Raw genomic sequence first — 1,860 nt, forward strand, 5'->3', positions numbered from 1 at the left:
AACCAACATCAAAACCCACCTTAAAACCAACATCAAAACCCACCTTAAAACCAACATCAGGACATCAATCAACATCAGAACAAGCATCAGAACATGATACTCCTATTGAAGATGTCCAAGATATTCCTGAACCTTCTTTAGTTATTAGTTTGTTAGGAGTCGGTTTTGCTGGACTTTGTTCAAGAAAAAAAATCAATAAAAAAGTTGAATAACTAATTTATTAAGATCGTAAACCTGATGTATTGAAGATGATTAAAATCTTGTTACTACTAACTCCCACTTATAATTTATGTAACATCAAATATGTTTAATTGATGATGAAAAAAGTTATCTTCTAACAAGCTATTGCCGCTACGCGGAAATCAGAAGTCATAAGTATTGATTGGTAAGGCTTTTAGGATTTTGTAACCAGTTATTTCCGCCATTCTGCACTATTTAATTTCTCTATTTTCCCCATCTCCCCTTCCCCACTCTCGTAACGCTTCAAAATTTCTTCAGTATTCATACAAAACCTCAAATTATTAACTGCTACGATATGATAATTCCAACAGCTAGTTATTAGATAGAATTAATTTTGATTTTCTAACAGCTCTAAAAATTCATCCACAACTTTATTGGGTTCTCTGTAACATTTTTTGGAGTCAAAGCGATAAATTCTTACACCATTCCGCTCAAAGTCCCTTTCTCTTTCTTGCTCTTCTACTCGTCTTTCAGGTGTATGATAGAAACCATCAACTTCGAGAATTGCCCACTTAAATCCTTTGGTGGTTTTGTAGCAGATGAGGAAATCTGGTTCTTTATTTTCACGCCCTTTTTTTGTAGTGAGACGGGCAGCGCTATTGGGAAAAAAAAGTAAGTTTCTTTTGTCGAGTTCTTCTGCTATTTTCACTTCTGATTGGGAGCGAAAACTGAGATGTTCCCATGTGATAATATTGTCTATTTTTATACTTTTAAATCTACAGTTATTTAATGACAAGGAATCAAGAATAGTTCCTGTTATATTAGCATTATCTAATCTGGCATTTGTTAAATCTGCATCTGCTAAGTTGGCATTGGTTAAATCGGCATTTGTTAAGTCTGCTTCTGTGAGGTTTGCCTCAGCTAGGTTTGCATTAGTTAAATTGGCATTTTAGAGGTTTGATTTTGTTAGATTGGCATTGCATAAAGAAGCGCAATATAATCTAGTATTGGTTAGATTAGCATTGCTTAGATTAACACTACTCAAGTTTGCACCCCTCAAGTCGGCATCCTTTAAATTCGCATTCATCAAGTCAGAAAAGCCCAAAAATACTGCACTCAGGATAGCATTAGTTAAGTTAGCGTTAATCAACTTGTTACGGAAAAATTGGGCCTGCAAAAAGTTTGCACCCCTCAAGTTGGCATCAGTTAAGTTAGCACCACTCAAGTTAACACCCCTCAAGTTGGCATCAGTTAAGTTAGCACCACTCAAGTTAACACCCCTCAAGTTGGCATCAGTTAAGTTAGCACCACTCAAGTTAGCATAGCTTAACTCTGCACATCTTAAGTCAGTACCTCTTAAGTTAGAGCCACTTAAGTTGGCACTACTCAGGTCAACATCATTTAATTTTTGACCATGTTTTCCTAGATTAATAATTTCCCAAACTAAACGCCATTTGTTATCAATCTTTGTTTGTTCACTAATTTTGACATTCGTAAAGTTGACATCATCTAAGTCTGCATCACTCAAGTTTGCTCCATTCAAGTTAACACTACTTAAGTCAGCTTCACTCAGATTAGCTCCACTCAAGTTAGCTTCACTCAAGTTAGCATCAATTAAATTGGCTCCACTCAAGTTAGCATCAATTAAATTGGCTCCACTCAAGTTAGCATCAATTAAAT

General features: G+C 35.5%; 3 protein-coding genes and 1 pseudogene. 1 reads left to right on the plus strand and 3 read right to left on the minus strand.

The window, feature by feature from the left end:
• On the plus strand, positions 1-212 hold a 212-nt coding region (locus tag AC3DU7_RS22330), incomplete at its 5' end, for a PEP-CTERM sorting domain-containing protein (RefSeq protein WP_488041501.1).
• A gap of 356 nt (positions 213-568) precedes the next feature.
• Here AC3DU7_RS22330 and AC3DU7_RS22335 read toward each other — a convergent pair.
• From AC3DU7_RS22335 to AC3DU7_RS22345, 3 genes and pseudogenes are all read right to left on the minus strand, one after another.
• A complete protein-coding gene (locus tag AC3DU7_RS22335) occupies positions 569-889 on the minus strand; it encodes a DUF559 domain-containing protein (RefSeq protein ID WP_488041502.1) in 321 nt (106 codons plus the stop codon).
• A gap of 117 nt (positions 890-1,006) precedes the next feature.
• Positions 1,007-1,078 (minus strand): annotated as a pseudogene (locus AC3DU7_RS22340) (pentapeptide repeat-containing protein); the annotation flags it as partial.
• Between the two features lie 51 nt (positions 1,079-1,129).
• The coding region (locus AC3DU7_RS22345; protein WP_488041503.1) for a pentapeptide repeat-containing protein at positions 1,130-1,860 on the minus strand (731 nt) is incomplete at its 5' end.

The sequence above is a fragment of the Okeania sp. genome, assembly GCF_983059655.1.